Here is a 24804-nt window from a genome sequence, read left to right on the forward strand (position 1 = left end):
CTGTACTCAAATCGAAGAGAAGATAGCTGGTTATGAAAACATCACTGCGCGGTCTACGAGATCATCTACAGGATTATGTTCTACGGGCTAAAGAGGGTGAGGAGGTGGTGATTACGATGAACAATCATCCGGTGGCGCGTTTGATGCCCTTGGAGGATGAGCATGAACAGCGTTCGCTGTGCAGCGAGCAGTTTTTATCTGAATTGGAGATTTTGCAGGAGGCGTTGAGTGTTGACGTTAAAGCTGATAAACCTGCATGATGGATTTTAATTCAGTTAAAAGCAGGCGGCGTTCTTTGGGGGTTAAGGTGCGAACTTCTCGCAGTTCTTCGCCTTGTTCAAGACCGGCGATGATGCGGTAGACCTGCTGACAGCCTTGTTGGCAGAACTGTTCGACGTGTTGTGTTACAGGGCAGATTTCCATTATTGATCTCTCCATTTATGCCGTTAATGTGGGGAAGGTACTGGCGTAGCGTTCGATCCACTCTTGAGCCGCGCCTTCATAACAGAGCTGGCGTCCCTGCTGCTGGTAAACATATTCTCGATAGGTCTCAATGTGGCAGATCTGTTCAATCATACGCAGTCGAAAAGCCTCATTATAACTTTCGAATCCTACTTGAATGTGAAAGCCACTGTGGTGAGCTTGGGAGTGGGTGACAACCGATTGAAAATAGTGAGTTTTATTTTGAATACGAATGATTAACTTAAGGTGAGTGTTGTTGTGCAGTGCGGTTGGGTGGTTGAAACAGAGCTGGGGTGAGTCGCAAAGTTGAATCGTTTGAGAGGTGTGTGCCGTAGAATCAAGCTGTTGGCAATGTAGACTGATGTTGTTTGGGTGTTGGATGATGTTCGCTTGCTGAGAACGCCATGATTGCACCTGATGCGGAGGAATGGGTTGGGGTGACGTTGTGATTGCATCGCTAACGGCAGAAAATGACACGGGCAGCTCTCTTTTCAAAAATCATAAAAACGGTTGTTTTCTGTTTTCTTCTACTGATATAGTCCTTTTTTATCAGCAAGTTAAGGAAGGTAATTGACAAATAACTTTAATTGCAAATCCAAATATTTGCGCATATTAGCATATTCTGTTTCAGCAAACTAACTTTTGGAGTTGTGATGCAATTTGATAGAGCGTTAATCGAGGCCGTTTTGATCAAACGCTACAAACGTTTTTTGGCCGATGTCACGTTGGAAAACGGAGAGGTGGTTACGGCTCACACGCCCAATACCGGCTCGATGAAAGGCTGCTCAGAGCCGGGTTGTCGAGTGTGGTTGCTGAATTCTGAAAATCCGAAACGCAAATACCCACTGGGTTGGGAATTGATCGAGGTCAAAGCCGATGTGTTGGTGGGGATCAATACCCACTTGAGCAACAAATTGGTTAGGGAGGCGATAGAGAACGGAGTGATCAACGAGCTACAAGCGTATGAAACGATCCGTACCGAGGTGCCTTACGGCGCTGAAAAGAGCCGCATTGATCTGTTGTTGCAACAGGGCGAGCAGCCCGATTGTTATGTTGAAGTGAAAAACGTCACTTGGGTGGAGGAGGGCATCGCTTATTTTCCCGATGCGGTCAGTGTGCGTGGGCAGAAACATCTGCGTGAGTTGATGGCGCAGGTGGAGCTGGGCTTTCGGGCTGTGCTGGTGTTTTGTCTGCAACGCAACGATGCCACGGAGGTACGTCCTGCTGATCAGGTCGATCCTGAATACGGTCGTCTGCTGCGCCACGCGATGGCCGTTGGTGTTGAGGTGTTGGCCTATCAGGCCGATCCGACACCTGAAGGAATCAGTTTGAGCCATGCGGTGCCGGTGGTGGCTGGTGTTGAATCTACGTTTCACGATCCGTGGTGTTGACATAAATTTTAAGTCGTTGGCCGAGTTTGAGGTATTTGCCGCGCAGTTTCTTTTTGTTCCAACGCTGGAGGTCTTGCAGGCGAACTTTAAACCGTTGGCTGATGCTGGCCAGGGAATCGCCGCTGCGTACCGTGTAGGTGAGACGGCGTTTGGCGGTTTTTTGCAGAGGATGCTGGAAGGTGGCGGGGTTGCCAAAATGGCTGCTGTTTTTTCTTGTGATCCAGACGACCAGTTTTCGGCCTTGGCGTAAGGAGTCTCCTGGTGCCATGTTATTCCACTTGGCCAGTTGACGGATGCCGACCTTATATTTAAGCGCAATGTCGGAGAAGGTTTCGTTCTTTGCTACCCGATGGCTGATTTTTTTGCGCCCTTGGCGCTGTCGATTTTGTTGCTGTTGCAGGCGTTGTTCGCTGCTGAGGGCGTAGTCGCTGAGGTCACGTCGCGCTAGGGGAATAATCAACATTTTTCCGGCATGGATGCGATGATTTTTTAAATTATTGACCATTTTTAATAAACGGGTAGTGGTGCGGTAACGCTGCGCGATTTTACCCAGACTCTCTCCTGGTTTGATTTTATGCCGCTGCCAGTTGATGCGTTTTTCGGCTGGAGTAATGGGTTAGCGCGAGCTTGAATTTTTCTACGTTTTGGCTCGGAATCAGCAGTTCAAAAGGGCCTTTTGGCGGCGTGGCCCAGCGATTAAAAGCGGGGTTGTAGCGGTAAATCTGTTCGATGCTGATGTCGGCCAGTTGCGCGGCGAGATCAAGGTCCATTTGTGAGCCGATCTGCACGGTGTCTAAAAACGGCTGGTTTTTAATTGCTTCGAGTTGGGTGTTGAATTTTTCTGGCTGGAGAATGATCTGTTTTAGGGCGAGCATTTTAGGTAGGTAGGAGCGGGTCTCTTTGGGCAGTTTGAGTGACCAAAAATCCGTGTCTTTGCCCTGTTTGCGGTTTTTGCGCACCGCTCGTCCAACGGTGCCTTCGCCGCTGTTGTAAGCCGCCAGTGCCAGCAACCAATCGCCATTAAAGTAACGGTGCAGGTATTCAAGGTAGTCGAGTGCCGCACGGGTAGAGGCGATCACATCACGGCGCTGATCCAACCACCAATTTTGTTCTAAACCAAAACGTTTGGCGGTGCCTGGGATCATTTGCCACAGCCCGGCGGCGCGTCCGTGGGAGTAGGCAAAGGGGTCGTAGGCGCTCTCCACAATGGGCAGCAGCGCCAATTCGCTCGGTAGGCCACGGGCTTCGACCTCATTGAGAATGGCGTAGAGATAAGGGTGAGCGCGTTTGCTGACCCGTTTCAGGTAGTTGGGGTGTTGTTTATACCAGTTTAATTCGGCTTGAATGTTCTCATGTTGGCTGCTAGGCAAGGCAAATCCGGCACGCAGTCGTTGCCACAGATTCTCTGTGGCCTCTGCTTTTTTGCTGTCCTTGGGGGTGTCGATTAACTCATAAGCGAGTTGCGGCAGTGCCAGTGGCAGGCGTACCGTGGAGCTGGGTTGCGGCGAAGAGGGTTCAGCAGCGGTGGCGGTTGCACAGAGAGCGAACAGTAGGCTAAAGAGCTTGATGAAAGTAAACATTGAGATCCTTGGGAATGATGCCTCAGGCAGTGAGCAGACGGTCGATCACCTCTAGGCTGATGTGTGCGTTATTGTAGTCGATCTCAATCGGCCAATAAGCCCCATTCTGTTCCAAAATCAGGCTGGGAAAGCTGCTGACGTGCATGTGGCGGCAGAGTCGAATTTCTTTTTCGAGTTGATTTTGGGTTGCGCTGGCATTGAGCTGCTGGGCAAAACGATCTGGGTCCAATGTTAACGCAGTTGCCAGTTCAAGCAGAGTGCTGTCATCGGAGGGGTTGCGCGCCTGTTGGTAGTAGGCCTTTTGAATCGCTTGAGTCATTAACAGATCGCAGCGAGGGTTTTGGTCGCGCGCGGCAATCACCGCTCGGCAAGCGGGATAGGTGGAGCGGCGAGGTTGGTTGTTTGTCCAGAAATCAAAGTTAAATTTTTTCTGTGGCAGACGCTGTTCGATCTGTTGCCACGCCTGTTTGATCTGCTGCTGGGTTTCAATGGGCATGGCTTGGTCGCTGTCGGGGGCTAACCCGCCGAGCAGGCGCTTGACGTTGATTTGCGGTGGCAGCTGAGTTTGAATCTGTTTCCAGACCGTTGTAAAGGCCCAGCACCAACTGCACATGGGGTCGTGAATATAATAGAGCGTTGTCGGTTGCATCTGTTTTACTCCACCGTATCCACAATGCGCAGATGAGAAAACCCATCGCCGTTGCGCTGCACCTGAATCTGAGTGGTGAGGCGGGTTTTGAGCGCCTCAACGTGAGAGATGATGGCGATGGTGCGGTTGTCGAGGCGCAGATTTTCCAGTGCGCTGAGGGCGATGTCCAAAGTGTGAGCGTCTAAGCTGCCAAAACCTTCATCAATAAAGAGGCTTTCGATGCGGGTTTTACGTCCGGCTAATTCCGACAGCCCCAAGGCCAAGGCGAGACTGACCAGAAAGGATTCCCCCCCAGAGAGGCTGCTGGTGGGACGCACGCTGCTGGCTTGGTAGAGGTCAACGATTTCCAGTGCCAGCTCTTCGACGTTTTTCAGTTGAATTTGATAGCGTGGATTGAGTTTGTGCAGATGAAAATTGGCCAGTTTAATCAGTTGTGCCAAGGTCAAACTCTGGGCGAATTTGGGGAACTTGCTGCCATTGGCGGAACCGATTAGATCGTTGAGCACAAACCAAGGTTGGGCTGCTTGAGTGAGCTGACTGATTTTTTTCAGTTGTGTCTGTTGGTTGTGGCGTTGTTCCTGATCGGCTTTGAGGAGGGCGTTGATTTCACCGGCGCGTTCTGACAATTGGGTCTGCTGCTGTTGTTGCTGTTGGTAATCGAGTTTCAGTTGTTGAGCCGCTTCACCTTGGGGCAGGTTGTAATCGAGCAGTTTATTCAGTTCGTTGTCTTGGTTTTCCCATAAGGCATCCAGCTTGGATTGTTGTTCCCGCAGTTGGGTCTGTTGCTGGCGCCGTGTTTTGGCTTCGGTTTCTGTCAGTAGGCTTTGGCGTAACTGTTCCAGATCTTTAAATTGGTGTTGACTGAGTTTTTCTTGCAGCGCTGCTTTTTGCTGTTGCAGCTGAGTTTGCTGGCTGTTGATGCTGTCGAGATTGGCGTAACAGAGCGCTTGTATTTCAGCCAAGCGCGTTTTGGCCTGTTGTACGCTCTGTTTGCGTTTGTTTGCGTCCGTTAAGGTGATGTCTGGGGTAACGGGCTGTGTCAGTTGTAGATCACGGTATTGATTCAGTTGCTGTTGCCACTCTTCATCTTCTTGCAGCAGTTGGGAGAGTTCATTGCCGACCCGTTCCAGCTGGGTTTTGAGGTTTTTCTGGTCTTGCTGTAGTTTGAGTTGTTGCTGTGTCTGTTCGGTGTGGTGTTTGAAACGCTGTTCTAATTCGTCAATGACCGGTTGTGTTTGCTCGCTGCCATGAATGGCCACTGTCCAGTTGGCGGTGGTGGCATTGAAATCATCGAGTGCGGTTTGTGATTTTTCCAGTAGAGCGGCCAGATTGTGTTGGCGCTGTTTCAACTCGTGAGTGTGCAGCTCCAGTTCTTGTTGGTTTTGGCGGCTCTGTTCCTCTTGGCTGCGTTGTTGGGCTAGAAACAGCAAATATTCTTTCTCAGCTTGCGCCTGATCTTTTTCGACCTGTTTCAGCGTTTCTGCCTGCTGCTTTGCTTTTGTGAGCAGTGCTTGAGTCTCCTGACACGCCTCCTGTAGAAGTTGAGGCTCGTTGAGGCTCAGAGTGAGGTTTATCTTGTTGGCTTTGCTGCTAAAGCGTTCCGCCAGACCTTTGATGTCGGCGCGGTTTTTATGCAGTTGTTCGGTCTGATTATTGATTTTATTCTTGCGTTGTTGAAGTTGTTGCTCTGCGGCGGCTTGCTCTTCTGTGGCCTGTTTGAGCTGTTCTTGTTGTTGCTTTAGAGCCGTTTCTGTCTCTGATTCAGAGGGCAAACTTTGTTCGCTGTAGGGGTGTTCTTGTGCGCCACAGAGGGGGCAAGGTTGGTTTTCTTGCAACTGTTGACGATGACTGCTCAGGCTTTGAATGGCCAAGGCTTGCTGGTGTTGTAGGGCTTTGTCTTCCAGTCTCTGTTGCTCGTGTTGGCGTTTTGTCTGGCAGGTTTTAATGTCGGTTTTGTCTTGTTGATAGCCTATTTGGAGCTGTTTCACGCTTTTGAGCAGTTGGGTTTCTGCTTTTCTTAGCAGACGCGCATCGGCATCGTGATCGGAGAGTTCATCCAGAACGTGCTGCTTTTTTTGTAGGATTTCAATCTGTAGTTGCCAGCTGGTGCTGCTGTGATCACCTCGTGCGTGCTGTAATTTTTGTTGGTGTTGTTCCAGTGTGGCAAGCCACTGGTCGCGTTGTTGCTCGGCACTGCTGAGCTGATGTTGCAATTGATGGAGATGGCTTTGGCGATGCTGAATGTTTTTTTGCAGCTCTTGAATGCCTTGTAAGCTTTCATCTTGCTGGCGTTGTAAGGAGCGGCACTGCTCCGCTTGTTGGCGAATTTGGGGCAGTTCTGTTTCGATTTTTACCTCTTGTTGGTGTTCTTGCAGCCAGAGTTGGAGAGTGTCTAGAGTTTGGTTTAGGCTGCTTTGTTCTTGCGAGAGTTGTTGGCTCTGCTGAGCGGATTGTTGGCGCTGCTGTTCACAGGTTTGGTGAGCTGCGGTGAGGGTGGTTAAGTTCTGTTGGCGAATCTGTTGCTGTTGTTGTTGCAATGTTTTTTGCTGTTGTAGCAACTCGTGCAGGTTTTTTTCCGCATTTTTGAGTTGTTCTACCTCGTTGCTGAGGGGAGCGGCTTTTTCATGTTGTGCCAGTTGTTGCAGCTGTGGGTTTAATTCTTTTTGTTCTTGTTGCAACAGCAGTTGTTTTTGTTGCAGTTGTTGCTGTTTTTGTTGCAGCTCTTGCTGCTGGTGATACTGTTGCAGTTGTTGATGTACGGTTTCCAGCTGTTTTTGATTCTGTTGTTTGGCTGTTAATAGGGTTTGTTTTTCTGTTTCAATCTCGTGCTGCTCAAGTTCAGAAAGCAGCTTTACTCCTTCCAAAGCCTGATGAGCTGCGCTGATTTCAGCCTCTTTTTGGCGAGCAAGGTCAAAGGCGGTGGTGCTGATTTTGGAGTAGATTTCGGTGCCGGTGATGCGTTCGAGCAAAGCTCCACGTTCATTGGCATCGGCATCTAAAAACTCTTTAAAACGTCCTTGCGCCAGCAGCACCGAACGTAAAAAACGCGGGTAATCCAGCCCTGTGAGCGCTTCGATGCGTTCGTCTACGGGGCGCAATTTGCTCTCTAAAATATGCCCTTGTTCATCGCTTAGCTGGCGTTTGGCAGGCTGTATTTTGCCGTCGCTTTTGCCCCGAGCGCGGCGCAGATCCCAGCGAGCATAAAATTGCCCTTCGGCACATTCAAACAGCACTTCGGCAAAACACTCGTTGCTGCCGCGTGACATCATTTCACTGGGGTTATTGAGGTTGTTGTAGCGGGCGGCTTTGCCAAACAGGGCCAGTGTGATGGCGTCCAGCAGGGTGGTTTTGCCCGCGCCAGTGGAGCCGGTGATGGCAAAGATGCCTGCCTCTGCCAGTGGCCCACGGTCGAAGTCGATCTCAAAAATGCCTACCAAAGAGTTGAGGTTTTTGAATTGCAGGCGCAAAATTTTCATAACGTTTCCTCTTCATGGAGGTGATTTAACAGTTGCTGAAAACATTCTCTGAGGGTTTCGTGACTGATTCTGCCTTGGTAATGTTCTAAACGATGTTGAAAGACCTCTTCTGGTTGCAGCTCTTCAATGCTGCGATCCGATTCCTTGAGATGGGTGATGGGTACGGCTTGCCGAGCTAAGCCAATTTTTAAAATCTCCACTTGGCGTTTTTTGGCGCATTCGTGCAGCATTTTCAGATCATTGGTCGCCAGTTCGCTGTCGGTGAGCACCAGTTCCAACCACGGCGTGAGCTGTTTATCGGGTGTCAGTGCTTCGATCTGTTGCTGCAATTCTGTGGCGCTGCCTTGCAGAGTGAGCAGACAACGAAAACGCGGAATGGTGATGCCCTGTTGTTCGATTTTGCCTTGCTCGGTGCTAATAATTCGCAGGCTCTTGTCGTGTTTGATTTCAGCAAAACTGAGGGGCAGTGGGCTGCCAGAGTAACGGATGGTCTCACAGCCACCAACCTTTTGTGGGCGATGCAGGTGGCCAAGGGCGATGTAGTCAAAGGCTGTGGGAAATTGAGCGGCGGAGATGCTGCCCAGCGTGCCGATGTGAATGTGGCGTTCGCTGTCGGAGAGGCTGCTGCCGATGGCGGTCAGGTGGCCGGTGGCGAGCATGGGCGCGTTGTCGTGGTTGCGTTGTTGCAGCTCGCTGGCCAAGGTAGCGTAACTTTGGATGACACCCTGTTTGGTGCGTTGCTCCATTTCGTCAAAACGTTCACCTGCCACAGCGCGGCGCAAGTCACGATCACGCAGATAGGGCACGGCAGCGAGCCAGATGCCAGGGTCATGCGGGTTTTGGCTTTTGATTTGCAATAAGGCATCGTCATGATCGTCGCTTAGAGCACCAACCACATGAATATTAAAGGCTTTGAGCAGCCGTTGTGGTGCTTCCAGGTGTGAGGCCGAGTCGTGATTTCCCGCCACAATGACCGCTTGGCAGTGACCTAAACTTGAGAGACGACGCAGAAAGTCGTAGTAAAGCCGTTCTGCTTGTCGTGAGGGATTGGCGTTGTCGAAGATGTCACCGCAGACCAGCAGCAGTTCAATTTTGTGCTGTTGTAGGGTGTGCAAGAGAAAGTCGAGAAACAGGGCGTGTTCTTGGTGACGTTCTTGGTCGTAAAAGCGTTGGCCGAGATGCCAATCTGATGTGTGGAGAATTTTCATGGGTTCGCTGTGCTTGGCTGCTGTTTTTCAGGTGAACAGTAAGTGTTATTGGCAGAGGGGTCAATTAGGAAAGACTAATTTTTATTAGTATGCAGTTGTTTGAGAAAGTGTTGGCGTTGTTCAGGGTCATTGAATTGCTCTTCGTCAATTACTGGTAGGTGAGGGAGCTGCGCTAGTAGGGTTTGAGTGAACAACCCCATGCCGTTGCGCTCGGTCTCTTTGCTGCTGGTATTGTAGACTTTGACTCGCTGTGAACCGCAGCTGGGTGAACCGCGTTTGATGATCAAGCCGTTGATGTGGGCAAATTGTGCCGCCATCTGCGTGCCGTACTCTTGTAGGGCTTGAGTGAAATCCAAGCTGGGGTTCTCAACGCCAAGTACACGGATGAGATTGTGCTCCGAGACCAAACGAATGGGCGGTCTTGGGGTGGGTAGACCAATGGCGGTTTCGGGGCAAAAGGGGATCAAAGTGGCGATTTGGCTCAGTTCATCGAGTAAAAACGCTTGGCGTTTGTGGCTGCCATCGTAACGAACGGCGTGACCTAACAGGCAGGCGCTGACGGCGAGGCTGATGGTGTTGGGATTTTTTTGCATAGGGCGTGCAGCTTAGCAGAAGACACAAAAAAGCCCCAACTGGGGAGGGAGATCCAGTTGAGGCTTAGGTGAAACCGAAGTTTCGGATGTGACTTATTTTGCAGCAGCAGGAGCAGCGGCTTTAGGAGCAGCAGCAGGAGCGACTGGAGCAGCAACAGGAGCGCCGTAGTAAGGGGCATTGTAGCCGTAACCGTTGCCTGCAACGTTGCTGTTGCCTTTAGCAGAGGTTTTCATGCTGAAACCGAAAGAACCGTTACCAGCGCCGTTACCGAAGAAGTTGCCGTTACCGTTGTTGTTGCTGTTGTTATAGCCGTTGGTGCCAGTGCTGTTACCGTTGCCATTACCGTTAGCAGATGCGTTCATGCTGAAGCTGAAATCACCAGAACCGTTAGCGGAACCGTTACCCGCGCCATTACTGTTGCTGGTGTTGTTGTAACCGTTGTTGTTGTCAAAAGGACCCCACCAAGCTTGAGAAGCAGCAGAAGCAGTGATCAGGGCAGCAGCAGCAATCAGTTTCAAAGTTTTCATGGTTAATCTCCAAAAAGTTTAAGTTAAATTCTAAGATGAATAAGTGTGGTTTAGGTGACTTGAAGGTCTCTGCCTAAACGATGGAGTGAAGTATATTAGTAGATGTTAATATAAGCAAGTGCTTTTTTGACTTTTTTTGATTCAGGCTCTGTTGTTTGTGGTTCGAAACGAATTCGGTCACAGGTTCCGCTCAAATCAGCAATCCTCTATAATGCGCCACGACTGTTTTTTCACTTCTCAATTTGGGTCACTTTTTCATGCGAATCCTTCAGGAAGCACTGACGTTTGACGACGTTCTGTTACAACCCGCTCACTCTACCATTTTGCCCGCCGATGCTCAGCTGGGCGCACCGCTGACGCGAGGCATTCGCCTCAATATTCCATTGGTCTCAGCGGCGATGGATACGGTCACCGAAGCGCGTTTGGCCATTGCGCTGGCTCAGGAGGGCGGCATTGGCATCATTCATAAGAACATGTCACCAGAGCAGCAAGCCAATGAAGTGCGTAAGGTAAAGAAATTTGAGAGCGGTGTGATTACCGATCCCGTCACCACCAGCAAAGAGACCACCATTCGTGAGTTGCTGGAATTGACTGCGTATCACAACATTTCCGGTGTGCCGGTGGTGGAAGGTGAAAATTTGGTCGGCATTGTGACTCATCGGGATGTGCGTTTTGAGACTCGTCTGGATGAGCCGGTTTCGGCGGTGATGACCTCTAAAGAGAAATTGGTGACGGTGATGGCCGGGGCTAAAAAAGCCGAGATTGTCGAGTTGCTGCACAAACACCGGATTGAAAAGTTGCTGGTCATTGATGATGCGTTTCATCTCAAGGGCATGATTACCGTTAAGGACATTCAAAAATCCACGGATTTCCCCAATGCCTGTAAAGACGATCAAGCCCGTTTGCGCGTCGGTGCAGCGGTGGGTACCGGTGCGGATACCGATGAGCGTATTCACGCGCTGGCCGCTGCCGGTGTGGATGTGGTGGTGGTGGACACCGCTCACGGTCACTCCCAAGGGGTGTTGGATCGGGTCAGTTGGGTGAAACAAAATTACCCCGATCTGCAAGTGATCGGTGGCAACATCGCCACTGCTGAGGCGGCGCGTGATTTGGTGGCTGCCGGTGCTGATGGGGTGAAAGTGGGTATTGGTCCGGGTTCCATCTGCACCACCCGCATCGTGGCCGGTGTCGGTGTGCCGCAGATCAGTGCGGTGGCTAATGTAGCCGAAGCGCTGGAAGGCACGGGTGTGCCGTTGATTGCCGATGGTGGCATTCGTTACTCCGGTGATCTGGCCAAAGCGATGGCTGCCGGTGGTCATGTGGCCATGATTGGCAGCATGTTGGCGGGTACCGAGGAAGCCCCTGGTGAGGTGGAGCTGTTCCAAGGGCGTTCGTATAAATCCTATCGTGGCATGGGTTCGCTGGGCGCGATGCAGCAGGGTTCCAGTGATCGTTACTTCCAAGACAAGAGTGTCGGAGTGGAAAAATTTGTCCCCGAAGGCATCGAGGGTCGTGTGCCTTACAAAGGGCCGCTGTCGGCCATCGTGCATCAGATGTTGGGCGGTTTGCGTTCCAGCATGGGTTATGTGGGCTGTGCCAATCTGGAAGAGATGCGCACCAAAGCCTGTTTTGTGCGCGTTACTTCAGCTGGGATGCGTGAGAGTCACGTTCACGATGTGACCATTACCAAAGAAGCGCCCAACTACCACGTCGATTAGAGTTTCATGCTCTGATTTACCTTGCAGCCTCAGATTGTCTGGGGCTGTGCTGTTTTTATTTTCAGACTTTCATTGGCAGATAAAAAACCATGACCGACATTCATACTCAACGCCTCCTTATTCTCGATTTTGGCTCCCAATACACTCAGTTGATTGCGCGGCGGGTACGCGAGGCGGGGGTCTATTGCGAACTTTATGCTTACGATTGTGGCAGTGAAGCCATTCGTGACTTCAAACCCAGCGGCATTATTCTCTCCGGTGGGCCGGAATCGGTCTCGCTGGAGGACTCGCCGCGTGCCGAGCCGATTGTGTTTGAGTTGGGGGTGCCGGTGTTGGGTATTTGCTACGGTATGCAGACGATGGCGGAGCAGTTGGGCGGTACGGTCTCCAGCTCCGATAAACGGGAGTTTGGTTACGCGCAGGTGCGCGCCCGAGGCCACTCCGATCTGCTGCGTGAAATCGAAGATCACGTTACCGCTGAAGGTTACGGTCTGCTGGATGTTTGGATGAGCCACGGCGATAAAGTCACTGAATTGCCGGAAGGGTTTAAGGTGATCGCCTCCACCGAGAGCGCCCCCATTGCGGGTATCGCTGATGAAAGTCGCTCTTTTTATGGCCTGCAATTTCATCCCGAAGTGACCCACACCAAACAGGGTGAGCGCATTATTGAGCGTTTTGCCCATGACATTTGTGGTTGTGAGTCGCTCTGGACGGCGGAGAACATCATCCACGACGGCATCGAACGGGTGGTGCAGCAGGTGGGCAGCGATGAGGTGATTTTGGGGCTGTCGGGTGGGGTGGATTCCTCGGTGGTGGCGGCCATGTTGCACCGTGCCATCGGCAAGCAGCTCACCTGTGTGTTTGTGGACAACGGTTTGTTGCGCTACCAAGAGGGCGATGCGGTGATGGCCATGTTTGCGAAAAACATGGGAGTGAAAGTGATTCGGGTTGATGCTGAGGCGCGTTTTTTGGCGGCGTTGGCCGGTGAGTCTGATCCTGAGAAAAAACGCAAAATCATCGGCAATCTGTTTGTCGAGATCTTTGAAGAGGAAGCGGCCAAGCTGCCTTCGGCCAAGTGGCTGGCGCAAGGCACTATTTACCCCGATGTGATTGAATCGGCGGGTGCTAAAACCGGCAAAGCGCATTTGATCAAATCTCATCACAACGTCGGTGGTCTGCCCGAGAACATGACCTTGAAGCTGGTGGAGCCGCTGCGTGAGCTGTTTAAGGATGAAGTGCGGCGCATCGGTCTGGAGCTGGGGCTGCCTTACGATATGGTCTATCGTCACCCCTTCCCAGGGCCGGGCCTGGGGGTGCGGATTTTGGGTGAGGTGAAAAAAGAGTACGCCGATCTGCTGCGTCTGGCGGATCATATTTTCATCGAGGAGCTGTACAGCCACGACCTCTATCATAAGGTGTCGCAAGCCTTTACCGTCTTTTTGCCGGTCAAATCCGTCGGTGTGACCGGCGACGGTCGGCGTTATCAATATGTGATTGCTCTGCGTGCGGTGGAGACGATTGATTTTATGACCGCCCGCTGGGCGCATCTGCCGTATGACTTTTTGGATCTGGTCTGTCGGCGCATTGTTAATGAGATCGACGGCATTTCGCGGGTGGTGTATGACATTACCGGTAAACCGCCGGGGACCATTGAGTGGGAATAAACGTGGGCGCATGGTTAAGGGATTGAATATCGGTTATAATTTTACCAATTGTTGATCGAATGAGGTGATGTAAAAATGGTCTCTGCAACGTTATCGAGTAAATATCAATTGTCATTACCTAAGGTCATTCGTGAGCAACTTGAATTGCGAGCGGGGCAGAAGTTTTCGGTGATTGCTAAGGGGGATGTTATTGAATTGGTGCCGGTGAAATCCATTCAGTCGGCACGCGGCATCTTCAAACAGGTCAATCCCAACGGTTACCGTGATCGCTCTTAGGATGGCGGTTGTTGTTGATACGTGTGGTTGACAAACGGTCTTTTGGTTGAAGATTACGCACCTTATTTTCTCTGTATCGAGGAAATTATTGTGCCCGCTTCCGTGCAATTTGAATTGTATAAGTGGGTCTGTCGAGAGGTCTCCGAAAGTAACGCTTTGGAGGTAATCGGGTTGACAGAACAAGGTTGTGTGGTGCCGTTATCAACCAGTATTGCTGTGTTGGCCGCTGATTTTGCTAGACAGAAGGGACTTTCCTTTGCCGATGCCATTATTTACGCCACAGCACACCACTCTAAAAATATTTTGGTGACCTCCGATGCTCATTTTAAGGGGCTCGATGGTGTCGAATATTTTGTTAAAAGCGGGTAGTTTCCGCATCAAAAATCATTGAGTAAAATGTGGCCGCCCAAAAAGCCCAAGTAAAAAAACCCAAAAAACCAAAAGCCAGCCCCGTTCAACGTTCTGTATTAAGACGTTTTTTCGCCCTCTGGCCACTCTGGTTTATTCTATCAGCAGTGCTGTTGGCAGCTTATGTGGCTTTTTTAGACTACAAAGTACGTCTGCATTTTTCTGGTGCGCAGTGGGCCCTGCCCGCTCATGTTTACGCTCGTCCGCTGGAACTGTACGCCAGTGCGGCGCTTTCACCCTCGGAACTGGAAGAGAAACTGCGGCAATTGGGCTATCGAGCCAAACGCCAACCCAGCCGTCCTGGTGAGTACCGTCGTTTGCCTCAAAGCTTGGATATTGTCAGTCGTCCGTTTCAGTTTTGGGACGGTTTGCAGGTGTCACGTAACGTTCGTGTCAGCTTTGCTCAGCGTCACGTCAGCAGTTTGCGGGCATTGGATCGTCTTGGTGAATTGAGTTGGTTTCGCCTGCAGCCAGAACGCATTGCCAGCATCTATCCCGCTCACCATGAAGATCGTTTGCTGGTGAAATACGCCGATCTACCCGCCCATTTGATTGAAGCGTTGTTGGTGGTGGAGGACGGTAATTTTTTCCAACATCACGGCGTGCGTCCACAAGCGATTGCCCGTGCTCTGTTGGCCAACATTCAAGCGGGTGGGCGGGTGCAGGGTGGCAGCACCTTGACTCAGCAGTTGGTGAAAAACCTCTTTTTGAGCAATGAACGCACCCTGAGCCGCAAAGCCAATGAGGTGATTATGGCGTTGCTGTTGGAGTGGCGCTTTAGCAAAGAGCAGATTCTGGAAGCCTATTTTAACGAGGTCTATTTTGGTCAGTCGGGCGCGCGCGCGATTCACGGTTTCGCTTTGGCCAGTGAATTTTATTTTCGTCGCCCTTTGATCGAGCTGGATCTGGATCAGATGGCGCTGCTGGTGGGGTTGGTGAAAGGCGCTTCGTACTACAACCCGTATCGTCACCCTGAACGGGCTAAAAAACGGCGTAATTTAGTTTTACGTCTGATGCACACAGCAAAATTGATCTCGAAAAAAGTCTATTTTCAGGCCAAAGCAGCACCTTTGGGTCTGGCTCCGGCGCGTCTGCCCCGAGCCAGCCAATACCCAGCGTACTTGGAGTTGGTGAAACGCCAGCTTTATCGTGATTATGATGAACGAGATTTGCGCAGTGCCGGTTTGAGCATTTTCACTTACATGGACAGTCATCTGCAGCAGCAAGCGGAGAGTGCCGTGACGTCGGGGATAAAAGCCTTAGCCTATCAAAAACGCTATCCAGATCGTCAAACGGCGTTGATCAGTGTGGATCGCAGCAGCGGTGAAGTGCTGGCCGTAATCGGTGGGCGTGATCCAAAAAAAGGCGGTTTTAACCGTGTTTTGGATGCCCAGCGTCCCATTGGTTCCTTGGTGAAACCGGCGATCTATTTGGCCGCGTTGAGCCAACCTTGGCGTTATCAATTGTCGAGTTTACTCTCGGATCAGGCTCTGAGTTTGAAGACCCAAGAGGGGCTTTGGCAGCCGCAGAATTACGACCATAAAAGCCACGGTAAGGTGCCGTTGTATCGCGCCTTGGCGCACTCTTATAACTTGGCCAGTGTGCGTTTGGGGATGGAGTTGGGTTTGCCAAAGGTGGTCAAGCAGCTGCATGAGTTGGGAATAAAAAAAGATATTAAGGCCTATCCGTCCCTGTTGCTCGGAGCCTTGGAGTTGTCTCCTTTTGAGGTTGCCGATTTTTATCAGACGTTGGCCAATAACGGTTTTCATGCTCCGCTGCGCAGCATTCATGCGGTGCTGACTGCCAAGGGTGAACCTCTGCGTCGTTATCCTTTAAAGGTCTCAGCTGGAGCTGATCCAACGGCGGTTTATTTGACTCAATTTGCTTTGCAGAAAGTAACCCAAGAGGGCAGTGCGCGTTCGTTGCAGTGGCGTTTGCCGAAGATCATTCTGGCGGGTAAAACCGGCACCAGTAACGACTTGCGGGACAGTTGGTTTGCCGGTTATGGCGACCGTCTTTTGACCGTGGTCTGGGTGGGCAACGATGATAACAGCCCAATGGGGCTGAGTGGCTCATCGGGAGCCTTGCCGCTGTGGGCGAAGTTTATGTCTCTGGCCGATGTGAAATCACTGGTGAGCACCGCGCCTGCCGGTGTTGAGTGGCGCTGGGTCAACGCCAAAGGTCAACAGAGTCGTGAGGATTGTCCAGAGGCAAAAAAATTGCCTTTTGATCGTCGTTCTGCGGCATTAAAAACCTCGTTTTGTTATCAAGTGGATGACGAGCCGGATAACTGGTTGGATGATTTATCATGATAAAAGTGAACAGACAGAGTGGTTATTTTCTGCTTGTGTTGATGTTGTTTTTAGCGGGTTGCAGTACGTCAGGGCAAAAATCAAAACCGCTGGGTGAAACGTCGCCAGAGAAGCCCAAAGCGGAGCAAGCGCTGCCAAAAGCGGCGGAGCTGCCACCCGGTCGAGTCGAGGAGAAGGTCACTCAGGTGACCAGCAATGCGGCGGTGGTCTCTCTCTGGCGTGAATCAGAGTTGGCACGCAGCAACCAGCAGTTTGATCGAGCCGCCAATGCCTTAGAACGGGCGCTGCGCATCGTGCCAAAAGACGCGGTGTTGTGGAGCCGTTTGGCGGAGATTCGTCTCTATCAAAACCAGTACGCGCAGGCGGAAAATTTAGCCGCTAAGTCGAGTGCCTTGGCGGGCCGAGAACGCACATTGTTGTATCGAAACTGGTTGTTGACCGAACAAGCTCGTCAAGCACGGGGGGATAAAACGGGTGCCAAAGAGGCGCAACGCCAAGCGCAATTATTAACTGATGTTACTCAGTAGAGAAGGCAAGCAGTTTAGGACTGCGTAGGGCGCACTAACCGAAGGGCAGTGCGCCGATAAAACCAAGCACCCAATCATGATATACAGTGGTCTTGCTCGTCATTCCCGCGAAGGCGGGAATCTATACAAGACGATCAAATTCTCACGTGGATTCCCGCCTTCGCGGGAATGACGGGGGTTACGATGCACTTATTTTTTAACCAATTACGTAACATCAGTTATTAAAGTGACGTAGGGAGAAGAGTCATGTCTTTAGGGCCGGTGATGCTGGATCTGGAGGGAGCAGCCCTCAATGAGCGTGAACGCCGTGTGCTGCAACAGCCGCAGGTGGGTGGGGTGATTCTTTTCAGCCGCAATTTTGAGTCACGTTTGCAGTTGCAGCGGTTGGTGGCGGAGATTCGCGCCGTGCGCCAACCGCCGCTGCTGGTGGCGGTGGATCACGAAGGCGGTCGGGTGCAGCGCTTTCGAGCCGGTTTCAGCCCCATTCCGGCGATGGCACGCCTCGGTGAGTTGTACGAGCGCAATAAAAAAATGGCCTTGCACAGCGCCGAGCAGTTGGGCTGGTTGTTGGCCGCTGAACTGCGTGCCGAAGGCGTTGATGTCAGTTTTACCCCTGTGCTGGATCTGGGGCGGGGCATCAGTGGGGTGATTGGCGATCGTGCGTTTCACTCTGATCCTGAGGTGATTGCGCGTTTGGCGGCGGCGTTGATGGCGGGGATGAAACGGGCGGGGATGGTGGCGGTGGGCAAACATTTTCCCGGTCACGGTACGGTGAAAGAAGATTCTCATCTGGCGTGCCCTGTTGATCCGCGATCGTTGGCGGAGTTGATGTTGGAAGACCTGCTGCCCTTTGAGCGTCTGATTGAGCAGGGTTTGGCGGCGATGATGCCCGCCCATGTGATTTACTCGCATGTGGATCAACACCCAGCGGGTTTTTCGCCTTTTTGGTTGCAGCAGGTGCTGCGCCGTGAGCTGCGTTTTCAGGGGGTGATTTTCAGCGACGATCTGAGCATGGCCGCCGCCGCTGCCTACGGAGATTATCCGCAACGGGCGCAAGCGTCGTTGCAGGCGGGCTGTGACATGGTGCTGGTTTGCAACCAACCTGAGGCGGCAGAGGCGGTAGTGGCTTCGCTCAAAGGTTATGAAAACCCCGCCAGTCAAGCGCGTTTGGTGCGTCTGCACGGTCGAGGTGGGATGAGTGGCGATGCGCTGCGCGCCAGTGACGAGTGGCAGCAGGCTCAAGGGGTGTTGCAGGCGGTGCAGAGCGGCGATGATTTTGAGTTAGAGCCATGAATCGCTCTTCTATTACCGCTGCACAAGCAGAGGCGGCTTTGGCGGAAGCTGAGTTGTTGTTTGATGAAGATCAAATTCGTACGGCGTTAGAAAAAATAGCCACTGAAATCAGCGCGCAGTTGGCGGACTCTGATCCGTTGCTGATTTCGGTCTTGAACGGCGGTCTGATTCCGGCGGGTCAGTTATTGCCGCTGCTGGATTTTCCTTTGCAGTGCGATGTGTTGCACGCCACGCGCTACCGTGGTGAAACGTCGGGTGGCGAGTTGCAGTGGTTGCTGTATCCGCAGCAGAATTTACGCGGGCGCACGGTGTTGATTGTGGATGATATTTTGGATGAGGGGCATACTCTAAAAGCCATTCTTGCGTACTGCCAACAACAAGGCGTTAAGCAGGTGCAGAGTGCGGTTTTACTGGAGAAAAAACATCAGCGCCGCTGCGCAGGTGTTGAGGCGGATTATGTCGCCTTGCGTGTGGATGATCGTTATGTGGTGGGTTATGGGATGGATTATCACGGTTACTTGCGTAATGCGAAGGGTATTTATGCTCTCGATGAAACGGCGTTGTAAGGAGTTCTAATGTCTAGTTCAGCATCCATCGCCATTATTGGTGGCAGCGGTTTTAGCTCTTTGGCTGAGTTGAGGGTGATTAAAACCGAGCAGGTCATGACCGAATTTGGTGCGCCATCGGCTCCTCTGGTTTATGCCGAATTGGCGGGGCGGTCATTGGTCTTTCTTGCCCGCCACGGTGACCCTCATACCATTCCACCTCATCAAGTGAATTACCGCGCCAATATGCTGGCTTTGAAAGAAGCTGGAGTAAAACAGGTGTTTGCTTTGGCGGCGGTGGGTGGCATGGGTGATGGGTGTACTCCCGGTGCTTTGGTGATCCCTGATCAGATTATTGACTATACGTATGGTCGTCAGCAGACCTACTTTGAAGAGAATTTGGAGCAGGTTACTCACATTGATTTCACCTACCCTTATACCGAGGTTTTGCGAACGGAGTTAAAGCAGGCTGCGGTAAAAGCGCAGATTGAGTTGGTGACAGAGGGGGTTTATGCTGCCACGCAAGGACCGCGTTTGGAAACGGCAGCGGAGGTCAGAAAATTGGAGCATGACGGCTGTACCATTGTCGGCATGACGGGGATGCCAGAAGCGGCTTTGGCGCGTGAACTGGAGTTGGAATACGCCTGTTTGGCGGTGGTGGCCAATTGGGCAGCGGGTAAACGTGATGTTTTGATTACCATGCCCGAAATTGAAAAAACCTTGCAGAGGGCGCATAAATCGGTAAATCAGCTTCTGTTAGCTCTGTTTTCTCGATAAATTAGGTTATAAAAGAATAATATTTTCTAAAAAGTGGCTGTTCTCTTGACCGATGGCAGGGCAGACAACGACACTGGAGTTTCTCGTCATACGTGACTTTTCTGGGGTCGGTTATGCAACGCATCACTTTTTACTACTCTCAACATCAGGGCTGGAGTTTGGACTCTTTTCCTGACTGGGACTCGCCTGAAACACTGCTGATGGTGTTTGGTGCCAGTGAGTTTTTGCACAATCCCGCCCCTTTGCAAACCTTACGCGATGCTTTTCCCACCTCTCTGTTTATTGGTTGTTCGACTGCCGGTGAAATTTTTGCTGATCGTGTCTCTGATCACAGCCTCAGTGTGGCCTTGATCCGTTTTGCCCATACGCCGCTGAGGATCGTGACCGCATCGGTCTCTGCGATGAAAGACTCTTTTAAGATCGGTGAGCACTTGGCGCAGCAGTTGGTCGCAAATGACCTGCGTTCTTTGTTTGTACTCTCTGATGGCTTGCATGTGAACGGCAGTGAACTGGTTAAAGGGTTGTGTGCCAATGTGGCTGATGAGGTGGTTATTACCGGTGGTTTGGCCGGAGATGGTGAACGGTTTCAGCAGAGTTGGGTGATGTCGAAGGGGCTGCCGGAAGAGTCAAAAGTGGTGGCCTTGGGTTTTTATGGCGATGCTATTAGGGTCTCTTTTGGCAGCAAAGGTGGTTGGGATATTTTTGGTCCGGAGCGGCGTGTGACCCGTTCGGTTAATAATGTTTTATATGAATTGGATGGCCGTCCGGCACTGGAATTGTACAAGGCGTATTTAGGTGAGTTGGCAGAGGGTTTACCTTCAACGGGTCTTCTGTTTCCTTTGGCGCTGCGCCAAAACCGCGAGGATGAGCGCCATCGAGTTAGAACTATTTTAGCGGTGGATGAAGCGGCGCAGTCATTGACCTTTGCTGGTGACGTGCCGCAGGGCTGGTTGGTGCAGCTGATGCGCGCCAATTTTGAGCGGCTGATTGACGGTGCCGAACGTGCGGCGATGGATGCGCAGCAGCGTATTGCAGGTGTTGACTCGGGGCAGAAGTTATCGATTGCCATCAGTTGTGTCGGGCGGCGGTTGGTGTTGCGAGAGCGTTCTGAGGAGGAGCTTGAAGTGACGTTGGCGGCGCTAAAGGGGGATGTGGAGCAGATTGGTTTTTACTCTTATGGTGAAATTTCTCCCTTTGTCAGTGGCAGTTGTGATCTGCACAATCAAACCATGACCCTAACGGTTTTTAGTGAGGCAAAATAGATAATGCATCACCTCTTAACACGGCAGTTGCAGCGTTTGGGTTTGGATGAGGCTCAAGCGCCCTCTAAGGAGCAGTGGTTGGCGTTGTTGCAAAAAGTCAGCGCAACTTACGATGATGCGGATCAAGACCGCTATTTACTTGAACGCTCAATGGAGATCTCTTCTAAGGAGATGATGGCTCTGTACGACAGTGTGCGCCAACAGTCGGAGAACCGCGTTGAAGTTGAGCATCAAAAATTACGTTCGGTGATGGACTCATTGAGTGACGGTCTGTGTGTTTTGGATGACAGGGGCGTGTTGCAGTTTATTAATCCTGCGGGTGAATATTATTTTCAAGATGCGGCAGATAATCTGGTGGGGTGTTCTGTTTTAAGTCGTTTTACTCTGCACGAGGTGGGGCAGCCAGAAGAGCCTTTGTTGACCGAGGAGCTGTTGCGTCGTTTGGCCGCAGGTGAGAGTTTTCGGGATGATCGAGGTTTGTTATTGCAAGATGATGATGATTTGGCCGTCTCTTGCGTCTTTAATCCGTTGTTTGTGGACGATGAATTTTTAGGTCAAGTCTTTCTGTTCAGGGACATCAGTGAGCGGCGGCGTTTTGAAATCAGCCTGCATCAAGCGCAGCAAGATGCGGAACAGGCGAGTCGTTCTAAAAGCGAATTTTTGGCCACCATGAGCCATGAGATTCGCACCCCGATTAACGGCGTGATGGGGATGTTGGGCTTGTTACTGGATTCCAGCTTGGATGAGGATCAGCGTGATTGTGCGGATAACGCCTATCGCTCTTCGGAAGCGTTGTTATCCATTATTAATGATGTGCTGGATTTTTCTAAGATTGAAGCGGATCAGTTGCAGTTGGAGCACTTGGAGTTTGATCCACAACTGTTGGTTGAGGAGTTACTGGATTTTTTTGCCGAAACAGCCGCAGAGAAGAGGCTCTCTTTGATGGCCTACATTGATCCTAATGTGCCCGAAACGGTGTTTGGTGACATTGGCCGAGTGCGGCAGGTGTTGAGTAACTTGATCTCCAATGCGATTAAATTTACCGATCAAGGTGACGTGTTGATTCGCTTGTTACCTGAGGCTGAGGATCTGATTCGCTGTGAAGTGCGAGATACGGGCATTGGCCTTTCGACGGAACATTCACAAAAACTGTTTGAACGTTTTATTCAAGCGGATGCATCCACCACGCGGCGTTACGGTGGTACCGGTTTGGGTTTGAGTATCAGTAAACGTTTGGTAGAAAAGATGGGCGGTGACATTGGGGTGCAGAGCGAGGTGGGGCAGGGCAGCACGTTCTGGTTTAATTTACCGACCCATGTTAAAGATCGTCGGCAAGATGCTCCCAGTTTATCGGGATTGTCGCTGCTGTTATTGGACAGCGGTCATTATCGCCATAACACCTTGGTGGAACAGCTGCAGAGCTGGCAGATTGAGGTCACACAGGTCGCTTCTTTACCGCAAGCGCTGTTGAAGTTAGAGGCGAGTGGACAAAAACAGCAGTTTGATTTGGTGGTGATCAACCGTCATCAAGCCGATGGTTTGATCTGGGCGGAAGTATTGCAAGCGATGCCGCATTTGATGGAAATGCCAATGTTGGTGTTTATCAATTTTCGTCAACATCTGGATCACAGTCGTTATCAGCGTCTGGCACGAACCTTTTATCTGCGCAAACCCTTAAAAGCATCCCTGCTGTATCAGCATTTGATGGCGGTGGCTGAAAAACGGTTGCTAAGCTTGAATAAGGGCAATAGAAATCCACACACGCAATTATCGGATCTCAGTTATCAGGGTAAATCGGTGTTGGTGGTGGAAGATAATCTGGTCAATCAGAAGATTTTACAGCGCATGTTGGAAAAGATGGACGTGGCGGTGGATGTGGCGGTCAACGGTTTGGAGGCGCTGTTGCTGGTGCAGCAGCACCGTTACGATTTGATCTTGATGGATTGCCAAATGCCGGTAATGGACGGTTACGAAGCGACGCAAAAACTACGCAAACGAGAGCGTGCGCAGCGCCGTTATGTACCGATTATTGGTATCACTGCAAATGCCTTGGTGGGTGATCGTGAAAAATGTCTGGATGCGGGTATGGATGATTATCTGCCTAAACCGATTCGTCCAGCGGAGTTGCGTGGAGCACTGCAAGAGTGGTTGGCGTTTGAAAAAGAGAGCCATTCAGCTTAATGCGTCGTTGTTAATTTTTAAATAACAGCAGTGATCTTGCCAGTCGGCGAGGACGATTCGAGTGCAGGGCTGTTTGTCTAAAAAAAAGTGATGGGTTTTTGGTCGATGGGTATGGCCATGAATCAGTTGTTGCACCTTGTATTTCCGCATGACTTTTTCAACTTCTATTTGATTGACATCCATAATTTCACTGCTTTTTCCCCCTGTCGCTGCTTGGCTTGCTTCACGTAAACCTTTGACCATTGCGATGCGCTCTGCCATAGGCTTGGCCAAAAAGGCCGTTTGCCAATGTGCATCGCGTACCTGTTGGCGAAAGGCTTGGTATTTCACATCGTCGCTGCAAAGAGTGTCACCGTGCATCAGCACGGTGGGAGTGCCGTAAAGATCAATGAGCGTGGGATCGTCGATTAATTCGATGCCGTAATTGGCCAGCATCTGTTTACCGAGCAGAAAATCACGATTGCCGTGCATTAAAAAAACACGGGTACCGTTTTGGCTGAGTTTTTTCAGTGCCTTAAAACAGTCGAGAAACTCGGGATTTGGATCATCATCGCCGAGCCAATATTCAACAAAATCACCTAAAATATAGAGTTTTTCAGCATGAGCTGCTTGTTGATTAATAAAATCGTGAAACAGCTGTAACACCGCTGGTTGACGGGCATCCAAGTGTAAATCAGAAATAAAAAGTGTGTGCATAAAATAGAGAGAATAAAAGTGGGAAGCCAAAGCCAAAGCCAAAGCCAAACCGCAAGAGTTTGGCTTTGAGAAGGGCTTAATCGACCACTTCAGCCTTTTCAATCATCACGTCAACGGTAGGCACGTCAGCGTGACCGCCTGCGTTGCCGGTGGAGACTTTGCTGATCTCCATCATGATGTCCAGCCCATCAACTATTTTACCAAAGACACAGTAACCCCAGCCTTGTTGGGTGGGGGCGGTGAAGTTCAGAAAATCGTTGTTGCTGACGTTGAGGAAAAACTGCGAGCTGGCAGAATGAGGATCAGGGGTACGCGCCATGGCGATGGTGCCCACGTCGTTGGTGAGGCCGTTGTTGGCTTCGTTTTCGATGTTGGCGCGGGTTGTTTTTTCGCTCATGCCTGGCTCCATGCCACCGCCTTGCACCATAAAACCAGGGATGACGCGGTGAAAGATGGTGCCATCATAAAAACCGTCTTTGGCGTATTGCTCAAAATTGGCAGCGGTTTTGGGGGCTTTTTCGTGGTCGAGTTCGAGGGTGATCAGACCCATTGAGGTGTGCAGTTTAATCATGGAAAGACCTTTGTCTAAGTAAGTTTGAATGCAAAATATAGGGGTGAATATTGATAAATCAAGCCGCTAGAGGCGGCTGATTTTGTTGATGATCACCTGAGGGCTGGGCACGTCTTTGGGGAAGGAGCCACCTGAGCCGGTTTTCAGCGCGGAAATTTTCTCGATCACCGCTTTGCCGTCAATCACTTTGCCAAAGACACAGTAACCCCAGCCACGGCGAGATTTGCGCGTGTGGTTTAAAAAGCGGTTGTTGCTGGAGTTGATGAAAAATTGTGCGGTGGCGGAGTCGGGGTCAGAGGTGCGCGCCATGGCGATGCTGCCGTAGTTGTTTTCCAGCCCGTTGTCCGCTTCGTTGGCCACCGGATCGTGGGTGGCTTTGCGGTTGTAGCTTTTATCAAAACCACCGCCCTGAATCATAAAGTTGGCGATGACACGATGAAAAACGGTATCGGTGTAGAACCCTTCATCGACGTAGCGGAGAAAGTTTTTCACCGTTTTGGGGGCTTTTTCGGGGTACAGCTCTAGGGTCATGTTGCCTTGGCTGGTCTCGATTTTGACTTGGATGGCTTCATTTTTTTGTTTGTGTTCGTGGTCATGCTCTTTTTTCTCGCCGTGATCGGCAGCCGAGGCGGTGCCGAAGAGGCTGAGGCTGGCAAGCAGCAGCAGGGTTTTTGATAGGGCGTTTAA

At 51.1% G+C, this 24804-nt stretch carries 25 protein-coding genes; 13 read left to right on the plus strand and 12 right to left on the minus strand.

Annotated elements, in window-relative coordinates; translation table 11 throughout:
* The first annotated feature begins 32 nt into the window (after positions 1-32).
* Entirely contained in the window at positions 33-260 is a 228-nt protein-coding gene (locus Q9O24_13950; GenBank protein MDQ7076209.1) for a type II toxin-antitoxin system prevent-host-death family antitoxin, read from the plus strand.
* Here Q9O24_13950 and Q9O24_13955 read toward each other — a convergent pair.
* Positions 238-423 (minus strand): hypothetical protein, encoded by a 186-nt coding sequence (locus tag Q9O24_13955; protein MDQ7076210.1) that lies wholly within the window; start codon positions 421-423, stop codon positions 238-240. The genes Q9O24_13950 and Q9O24_13955 overlap by 23 nt on opposite strands.
* Before the next feature lie 15 nt (positions 424-438).
* A complete protein-coding gene (locus tag Q9O24_13960; protein MDQ7076211.1) occupies positions 439-939 on the minus strand; it encodes a hypothetical protein in 501 nt (166 codons plus the stop codon).
* A 176-nt stretch (positions 940-1115) separates the two neighbouring features.
* Here Q9O24_13960 and sfsA point away from each other — a divergent pair, with 176 nt between their 5' ends.
* Positions 1116-1853: a DNA/RNA nuclease SfsA gene (sfsA, locus tag Q9O24_13965; protein ID MDQ7076212.1), complete on the plus strand. Its 738-nt coding sequence runs from the start codon at positions 1116-1118 to the stop codon at positions 1851-1853.
* On the opposite strand, the gene Q9O24_13970 is transcribed toward sfsA, so the two are convergent.
* From Q9O24_13970 to Q9O24_14000, 7 genes are all read right to left on the minus strand, one after another.
* Complete coding sequence (locus tag Q9O24_13970) at positions 1828-2358, minus strand: LysM peptidoglycan-binding domain-containing protein (GenBank protein ID MDQ7076213.1); 531 nt, start codon at positions 2356-2358, stop codon at positions 1828-1830. The genes sfsA and Q9O24_13970 overlap by 26 nt on opposite strands.
* 67 nt (positions 2359-2425) lie before the next feature.
* Positions 2426-3433, minus strand: a complete 1008-nt coding sequence (locus Q9O24_13975) for a transglycosylase SLT domain-containing protein (protein MDQ7076214.1) — start codon at positions 3431-3433, stop codon at positions 2426-2428.
* 22 nt (positions 3434-3455) lie between these two features.
* The gene (locus tag Q9O24_13980; GenBank protein ID MDQ7076215.1) at positions 3456-4082 is read right to left on the minus strand and encodes a DsbA family protein; all 627 of its coding nucleotides are present in this window, start codon (positions 4080-4082) and stop codon (positions 3456-3458) included.
* Between the two features lie 5 nt (positions 4083-4087).
* Positions 4088-7558, minus strand: a complete 3471-nt coding sequence (locus Q9O24_13985) for an AAA family ATPase (GenBank protein ID MDQ7076216.1) — start codon at positions 7556-7558, stop codon at positions 4088-4090.
* The gene (locus Q9O24_13990; GenBank protein ID MDQ7076217.1) at positions 7555-8766 is read right to left on the minus strand and encodes an exonuclease SbcCD subunit D C-terminal domain-containing protein; all 1212 of its coding nucleotides are present in this window, start codon (positions 8764-8766) and stop codon (positions 7555-7557) included. Before Q9O24_13990 ends, Q9O24_13985 begins: the two co-directional genes overlap by 4 nt.
* A 74-nt stretch (positions 8767-8840) precedes the next feature.
* Entirely contained in the window at positions 8841-9359 is a 519-nt protein-coding gene (locus Q9O24_13995; GenBank protein MDQ7076218.1) for a DUF523 domain-containing protein, read from the minus strand.
* Between the two features lie 93 nt (positions 9360-9452).
* Positions 9453-9887: a sulfur globule family protein gene (locus Q9O24_14000; GenBank protein ID MDQ7076219.1), complete on the minus strand. Its 435-nt coding sequence runs from the start codon at positions 9885-9887 to the stop codon at positions 9453-9455.
* A 257-nt stretch (positions 9888-10144) separates the two neighbouring features.
* Between Q9O24_14000 and guaB the strand changes: the two genes are divergently transcribed.
* The 11 genes from guaB (at position 10145) to Q9O24_14055 (ending at position 22850) form a co-directional block, all read left to right on the plus strand.
* Positions 10145-11605 carry an IMP dehydrogenase gene (gene guaB, locus Q9O24_14005; protein MDQ7076220.1) on the plus strand — a complete coding sequence of 487 codons (1461 nt, stop codon included), beginning with the start codon at positions 10145-10147 and terminating at the stop codon, positions 11603-11605.
* Between the two features lie 89 nt (positions 11606-11694).
* Positions 11695-13269, plus strand: coding sequence for a glutamine-hydrolyzing GMP synthase (guaA, locus tag Q9O24_14010; GenBank protein ID MDQ7076221.1), 1575 nt, complete (start codon positions 11695-11697; stop codon positions 13267-13269).
* A gap of 75 nt (positions 13270-13344) precedes the next feature.
* Positions 13345-13545: an AbrB/MazE/SpoVT family DNA-binding domain-containing protein gene (locus tag Q9O24_14015; protein ID MDQ7076222.1), complete on the plus strand. Its 201-nt coding sequence runs from the start codon at positions 13345-13347 to the stop codon at positions 13543-13545.
* 90 nt (positions 13546-13635) lie between these two features.
* Positions 13636-13914 carry a type II toxin-antitoxin system VapC family toxin gene (locus tag Q9O24_14020; protein ID MDQ7076223.1) on the plus strand — a complete coding sequence of 93 codons (279 nt, stop codon included), beginning with the start codon at positions 13636-13638 and terminating at the stop codon, positions 13912-13914.
* A gap of 29 nt (positions 13915-13943) precedes the next feature.
* Complete coding sequence (mrcB, locus tag Q9O24_14025; protein MDQ7076224.1) at positions 13944-16265, plus strand: penicillin-binding protein 1B; 2322 nt, start codon at positions 13944-13946, stop codon at positions 16263-16265.
* The gene (locus Q9O24_14030) at positions 16262-16792 is read left to right on the plus strand and encodes a tetratricopeptide repeat protein (protein ID MDQ7076225.1); all 531 of its coding nucleotides are present in this window, start codon (positions 16262-16264) and stop codon (positions 16790-16792) included. Before mrcB ends, Q9O24_14030 begins: the two co-directional genes overlap by 4 nt.
* Before the next feature lie 246 nt (positions 16793-17038).
* Positions 17039-18085 carry a beta-N-acetylhexosaminidase gene (gene nagZ, locus Q9O24_14035; protein MDQ7076226.1) on the plus strand — a complete coding sequence of 349 codons (1047 nt, stop codon included), beginning with the start codon at positions 17039-17041 and terminating at the stop codon, positions 18083-18085.
* Complete coding sequence (locus Q9O24_14040; GenBank protein ID MDQ7076227.1) at positions 18082-18651, plus strand: hypoxanthine-guanine phosphoribosyltransferase; 570 nt, start codon at positions 18082-18084, stop codon at positions 18649-18651. The genes nagZ and Q9O24_14040 overlap by 4 nt, the downstream gene beginning before the upstream one ends.
* A gap of 9 nt (positions 18652-18660) precedes the next feature.
* Positions 18661-19407, plus strand: a complete 747-nt coding sequence (locus Q9O24_14045; protein ID MDQ7076228.1) for an S-methyl-5'-thioinosine phosphorylase — start codon at positions 18661-18663, stop codon at positions 19405-19407.
* 113 nt (positions 19408-19520) lie between these two features.
* Positions 19521-20669 carry an FIST N-terminal domain-containing protein gene (locus Q9O24_14050; protein MDQ7076229.1) on the plus strand — a complete coding sequence of 383 codons (1149 nt, stop codon included), beginning with the start codon at positions 19521-19523 and terminating at the stop codon, positions 20667-20669.
* Between the two features lie 3 nt (positions 20670-20672).
* Positions 20673-22850, plus strand: a complete 2178-nt coding sequence (locus Q9O24_14055) for a response regulator (protein ID MDQ7076230.1) — start codon at positions 20673-20675, stop codon at positions 22848-22850.
* Here Q9O24_14055 and Q9O24_14060 read toward each other — a convergent pair.
* The 3 genes from Q9O24_14060 to Q9O24_14070 form a co-directional block, all read right to left on the minus strand.
* Entirely contained in the window at positions 22842-23648 is an 807-nt protein-coding gene (locus tag Q9O24_14060) for a UDP-2,3-diacylglucosamine diphosphatase (protein ID MDQ7076231.1), read from the minus strand. The two genes, Q9O24_14055 and Q9O24_14060, sit on opposite strands and share 9 nt — an antisense overlap.
* The gene (locus Q9O24_14065) at positions 23623-24117 is read right to left on the minus strand and encodes a peptidylprolyl isomerase (GenBank protein ID MDQ7076232.1); all 495 of its coding nucleotides are present in this window, start codon (positions 24115-24117) and stop codon (positions 23623-23625) included. Before Q9O24_14065 ends, Q9O24_14060 begins: the two co-directional genes overlap by 26 nt.
* Before the next feature lie 66 nt (positions 24118-24183).
* Positions 24184-24681 (minus strand): peptidylprolyl isomerase, encoded by a 498-nt coding sequence (locus Q9O24_14070; GenBank protein ID MDQ7076233.1) that lies wholly within the window; start codon positions 24679-24681, stop codon positions 24184-24186.
* Between the last annotated feature and the right edge of the window lie 123 nt (positions 24682-24804).

Source organism: Gammaproteobacteria bacterium (genome assembly GCA_030949385.1).
Lineage (GTDB): Bacteria > Pseudomonadota > Gammaproteobacteria > JAUZRS01 > JAUZRS01 > JAUZRS01.